Origin of the sequence: Mesorhizobium sp. M8A.F.Ca.ET.021.01.1.1 (assembly GCF_003998025.1) — a bacterium.
Taxonomy (GTDB): Bacteria; Pseudomonadota; Alphaproteobacteria; order Rhizobiales; family Rhizobiaceae; genus Mesorhizobium.
Window position 1 is genome coordinate 1 of sequence record NZ_RZSJ01000409.1, and the last position, 5,756, is coordinate 5,756.

At 52.6% G+C, this 5,756-nt stretch carries 4 protein-coding genes; all 4 read right to left on the reverse strand.

What is annotated here, in order from left to right:
- A partial coding sequence (locus EOA36_RS25395) for an ABC transporter permease (protein ID WP_245464461.1) occupies nucleotides 1-413 on the reverse strand: 413 nt, incomplete at its 3' end.
- A 121-nt stretch (nucleotides 414-534) separates the two neighbouring features.
- A complete protein-coding gene (locus EOA36_RS25400) occupies nucleotides 535-1,302 on the reverse strand; it encodes a class I SAM-dependent methyltransferase (RefSeq protein WP_189553348.1) in 768 nt (255 codons plus the stop codon).
- An 11-nt stretch (nucleotides 1,303-1,313) separates the two neighbouring features.
- A complete protein-coding gene (locus EOA36_RS25405) occupies nucleotides 1,314-4,964 on the reverse strand; it encodes a rhamnan synthesis F family protein (protein ID WP_189553350.1) in 3,651 nt (1,216 codons plus the stop codon).
- On the reverse strand, nucleotides 4,961-5,756 hold a 796-nt coding region (gene rfbD, locus EOA36_RS25410; protein ID WP_127279904.1), incomplete at its 5' end, for a dTDP-4-dehydrorhamnose reductase. The genes EOA36_RS25405 and rfbD, both read right to left, overlap by 4 nt.

Consider the following 5,756-nt stretch of genomic DNA (forward strand, 5'->3'; position numbering starts at 1 on the left):
ATCCAGGCGATGCCGAGAACCATGACGACCAGTGGCGCGAAAACCAATGGCGCCAAAACGACTGTAGCCGGAATATAGCCAAAAACGATAAACGCGAAGACCAGCAGCACCAGCAGACTGACTGCTGCATGAAACAACGCCGCGCCCGCAGAAACCAAGGGCAGGATCTGAATCGGAAACACGATCTTTTTGACGTAGTTGGCGTTAGCAACGATCAACCCGGGTGCCAGCGAGACCACTTCCGCAAAGAACTGGAAAACGATCAATCCGCAGAAAAGGACAACCGCATACTCTCCTGTCGAATCAGTGGCGCCTTGCTGACCGGGAATAGTCCAGCGCGACTTCATCACCACACCAAAGACGAATGTGTAGACAGCCAACATGAACAGCGGATTGAGCAGCGACCACGCCAACCCGAACGCGGAGCCACGATAACGGCCGGTAACTTCTCGGCGAACGAGGGGGAATATCAACCCGCGTAAATTTGGGAACATCTTGCGTCAACGACCGTAGTTAAAAGCCACCGGCTCGCCTTCATGAGGGCTCAAGCACAAGGACGTCCTGTCCATCAAGCCGATTTTCGAAAGCCCCGGACCAACCACCACGGATCACAGACGTTCGCAGCCTGAACCCCGCAATGTTAATCATTTCCAACCATTTATCCAATGTGTAGGCGACCGCACCAAGTGGAAAAGTCAGATTATTAATTCTGCAACCGTCCGAAATTTGGTGCTCAAAACGAAGATCAAATATCGTCAAATTAGTTTCTCGTGCTTTATCCAAAATCAAATCATCGAATACGAAAGTGGTGGCATAGACAAGGCCATCTATCTTAATCGACCTCTTGAACTCTTTCAGATAGTGTATTATATCATCCTCAAACATATGGGTAAAAACAGAGAATAGAAATATTCGATCCACAGATTCGTTTGATACTGGGAGATAAATTTCTTTTGTCGTGATAGTCCCATGAGGATTGTGAAGTTGATCCTTAACGTCAAAATGAACAAATTCGCAATTTGGCGACCGCTTGGAAATATGGTCAGCACACCACTCTATAGACGGTCGAATTATGTCGACCCCCATATAAGCCCCCGAAGTCAAAAACGAACTGAGTGGGATTGCATCGCGCCCAATACCGCAACCTATCTCAAGAAGCTTCTGATCTGGCTCGATAGCTACATGTTTCCTCAAAGACAAAAAATGCTTATCCGATATTTCTTCGAATGTCTCAGGGCCACCGCCCGTCAACATCATAAGATGAATGGGAATCTCGTACCCCCGAAAATTAAATGTATCCACTTTGACTCCATTCATAGCGATGATCGCAATCTGCCTGCAAGCTCGGCAGGGTCGTATCTACTTCCGACAAGGGGGATTTCCTGTATCTCTTTTCGCTTCACCACGCGTCCGACATTCTCTTCAGCTGCCTGGGCGCACTTCTCAAGTGCGGCCGCGACCGCATCGGGCGTTACGTGATCAAGCCCTATTAGGTTCGGACTTCTCGCGGAGATGTTCTTTGTATCATAATTATTGGAGATGGTGATAAGTCCGGCATGAGCCATTTCCAGCGGGGGGTAGCTAGGATGCGGGGATATCATCAGAGATATCCCGACACTCGCTCGACTTAGATATGCAGCATATTCTTCAAGGCTGACCTTGCCAGGAACGGCACTATTTTGCACCGGCCACACTTTTGCCATCTCAAAATCTTCCCCAAGGAAGACTACCTGCCACTTGCTGGCGCTGGTAGGATTTCGCTGTTGCCATAGCGACAGGCCGTCAACGATTATTTCAAAGCAATTTCTAGCCGCACTGGGCCTCCCATAGCACAAGATGATCCGCTCTTTGGGGACAGGCCTAATTTTGTGCTCGATCGTCTCATTGATGCGGAAAGGAACGACGATCTGGTCTGTCCACCCAAATCTGCGATTCATAAACGAGGACAGCTCCTCAGAATTCACCAGAGCGACAACATTCTCAGCCAAATTATATGTAGACTCTGCAATCGCCCACCTCGAGGACCATTGGACAAAATTCGACTCGTAATCTTGTATGAAATACACCGCACCCGAGCTGTGCCCAAATGCCATTTTCTGAAAACTTGCTATTGAAGTCCGAAGATATTCAGACCACCAAGCCGTCGATACAAATATATCATCCCTACGAACATCCAGGCCGAGAGCTCGATCAAAAGCATCAAAAATTACAGCATGGCCCCCTAAAGGATCCAGCGCATATTCTGGAAAATTCTCTAAATGATTTCTTTCTACCGGAGAATCCAGGACCACGATCCTCTTGTCAAAATCAGACAATTTAGACGATATTTCCTCGAATATCTTTAAGGCGGTGGATATGCCGCCAAAAATCCACACCGGATCTATAGTGGGCAGAAGCAAGTTAATTCTGGGCTTCGCGTTACTCGACTTCGTCATCCTCAAAGGACGAAGCTCGCCGTAGCTTCTACTCAGGGAAAACTCGGACCGTCCTGGCTCATCAAAAAGTGGTACATAAATTTTCTCCAGCAGCTTGACGTCGATTGGCTTCTTCAACGCCAGAAGCGCCTCCGATGGAGAGTCAATACCACTCTGAATCTTTAGCCAATGAAATCCGGCGCATTCCGCAAAATGTAGATAGCTGCGCTCGATCGCATGCGCCAAAGTACCGTCGACTTGACCGTCCTCTTCGGGAAAATCGTCGAACGTCAGCCCTAGATCTAGAAGAGGCCTGATGGCGGCCGACCGCCCCCAAAACATGGAGCCAGAAGGAAACTCCAGGACACTGTCCTTGCTAAGGTCCCATTTGGCGCGCCGCAAAAGGGTTTTTGCCGCTTCGAAGTCGAACCCCCAATTAAGCATAGCTCGAACAGGGCCAAAGTGCTGAGGGTATATTATCCCAACATTTTTGTCAGACATGAAAAGTGAAAAAATAGATCGAACAATGTCCTTCGACCCAATAAGATTACCTATCAGATAAGACCGCCAATTCTCTAGATCAGACAGATGCGGTGATTTTTTTGTGTGCAAGTGAAGAAAAAAATCATGCTTAACGTAGATATCGCGAAAACCAACAATCTTTGGGGCGACATCTCTTCCTTTGTTTTCGAAAACTCTAATTTCTACGTTGCTCACTCCACGACTTGAGCACATGGAGCTTATAATTTGCTTTTTTTCTTCATCTGTTGTTGAAACGTACAGTTTGAAGTCTGCCTCAATGTTTTCCAGCGCCGTAAGAATTTCTGGGAACAATTCCACGTAAAATGCGTGAACTACAACGGCGATATTCTTCGGCAGCACGACCTTTGATGCCCAGGCCAGCGGCATCCGAATCGCGATATCCCGTTCGGGCAGAGGTCGTCTAGCGTTTGTTGCACCAATTTCATTTGTGAAATGAAAGGAAGACACAGTTCCAGATATATCCGTCTTTTGGTACCGCTTGGCATCCCGCCTTCTCGCGATAAACTTTCTTGTTCTCTCCAAAACAGAAATGATCCCGTCGTCCCTCAAAACAACGATCACACGATTTAGCAAATAGCGGGCACTTTTCATCTTACGCAGGCCACTCGCTACGACAAACCGCTCGGCCGAAAGCCCCACTGTTTTTGCCACACGAAACGGGGCCATCAGCTTCCACGATCTGCTTTTCTTCATCTCTGAAATTGTTTCAATTGCATGCAGCAACTTGTTTTGCTCATCCGAGATAATCAAGTTTTTCTGCGCAATTTCAGAATCTCTTGCGACGATATCAGCGCGCAGCTTGGCAACTACCGCTTGCCGGGTTTCAGCTTCCACATTTTCTCGATCCATCGTCCTCTGAGACTCTTGCAGTGCCTTCCCCAGATCCCTTGAGAATTTGGCCTCCAACGCGATGCCCTTCGCACGCATCCTTTCGACCTCGGCCCCCATCTTTTCATTTTCTAGAGAGAGTTGATCCGCTAGCGTTTGCGCTTCCGCTTGCACCATTGACATCGCTTTGATGCGCACATTCATTTCAGGGAAGGATGCATCGCCAAAGATTGAGCTTGCACGGTCAAACGCGACTCGTACGGCATCAAGCCGCGCCATCGCCGCTTCGTCATTGCCGCTCTTACCAAGATCCGTCAGCGCCCCGTACGCCTCCTTGACCCAGTCGGCGATGCGCGGATCAGCATCAAGAAGGTCCGGGCTGGCCGTGAAGTGCTGATGGTCCGCCGAGAAGTGCGTGGACAACAATGCCTGCCATTCGATGCCTGATCGTGGCCAGTCGATTTTAAGAACGTTGGTGATCTCCTCGATTCGCGCACGCCAATCGCCAAGCATGGCCTCATAAGAAACAAAGATGCGGGGATAGTTCCTGGTGGCGCGCTCCGCCTCCAGTTCATGGCGCAACCAAAGAAGAGAGCTGAAACCTGTCGTAAATCCGTCCCTGTTGGCCAAGGAAGCAACCACAGCCAGCGGATTGCGCTCGATCAGCACGTACCGCACGTCGATGCGCATGCGTTTCAGTATGTCCGCGTAAAGCGGTACGAAGCGCGAGATACGGGGCTCCTTGAGGACGAACAGCGGCGCACTGCCATATTCCTCGTCAATCAATCGGGCTATTTCGGCTTTGTAAAAACGCAGCCGCGCCGCGCCTAAATCGCTTGGGTCAAAGGCGCGCCAATCATCCCAGCTACTTCCTGCCTCGGCCAACATCTGGTCGTGCAGTTCGATAAGGCGCTCCGGCTCCCAATGCCCAGCCGGGTTCGAGGGATTGGCGCCAAGCATGTTTTTCGGCAGTTCGGCGCCGAGCAGACTGATCGCCCTTGTCAGCGCGCTGGTGCCCGAGCGGTGCATGCCGAGCACCATGATGCAGGTGCGCTTCGTCGCGGGGTCTTTTGCAGCCGCCGGCTTCGCCTTGGCGCGGGCTTTTGCTGGCCTGCCTTCGGCCGGCTGCGGGTCAGGCGTCGCGCCTTGCAGATTTTCGGGTGATGGGTGCTTGTTCATGCGCTCAATATCTGTCTCGTCTCGCCCGCCACCAGCCCGCGCACCACCTCTTCCGTCGACTCCCGCCAGTCCGGCGCCGTCCATGCGAAAACGCCCGCGAATTTCGCGCTCGATAGCCGGGAATTGGCGGGGCGGCGCGCCTTGGTCGGGTAGTCCATCGTCGTGATATCCCGTACCCGCGCCCAGGGACCACCAGACTTCAAGCTTGTGTCGAGGATATGACGGGCAAAGCCGCTCCAGTTGGTCTCGCCCGTGCCGGCCAGATGATGGGTGCCGAACGCGGCGACGTCGTTGTTGCGGTGCAGCATGGCGGCCGCATGCAGGATCGCGTCGGCGATATCCAGTGCGGATGTGGGATTTCCCCATTGATCTGATACCACCGAAATCTCGTCGCGGTCGGCGGCGAGCCTCAGCATGGTTTTCACGAAATTCTTTCCGAACGGGCTGTAGACCCAGGCGGTGCGCAGGATCAGGTGGCGCGGATTGGCGGCGGCCACCGCCTGCTCGCCGGCGAGCTTGGAGGCACCGTAGACACCGAGCGGCGCCGTCGGGTCGGTCTCGACATAGGCGTGGGGAGCGCTGCCGTCGAAGACATAATCGGTCGAAAGATGGATGATTGGAACGCCGAGCCGCGCCGCGGCCTCGGCCACCTTGCCCGCGCCGGTCGCGTTCACCGCAAAGGCCAGATCGGGCTCGTCCTCGGCCTGGTCGACGGCCGTGTAAGCGGCGGCCGACACGACGATGTCAGGCTTGGCGGCGGTGATGGCATCGATGACGGTATCGGGTCTTGCC

Excerpts from the sequence above, each read along its gene's own strand:
- EOA36_RS25405 (WP_189553350.1), bottom strand. The coding sequence starts at position 4,964 with ATGAACAAGCACCCATCACCCGAAAATCTGCAAGGCGCGACGCCTGAC.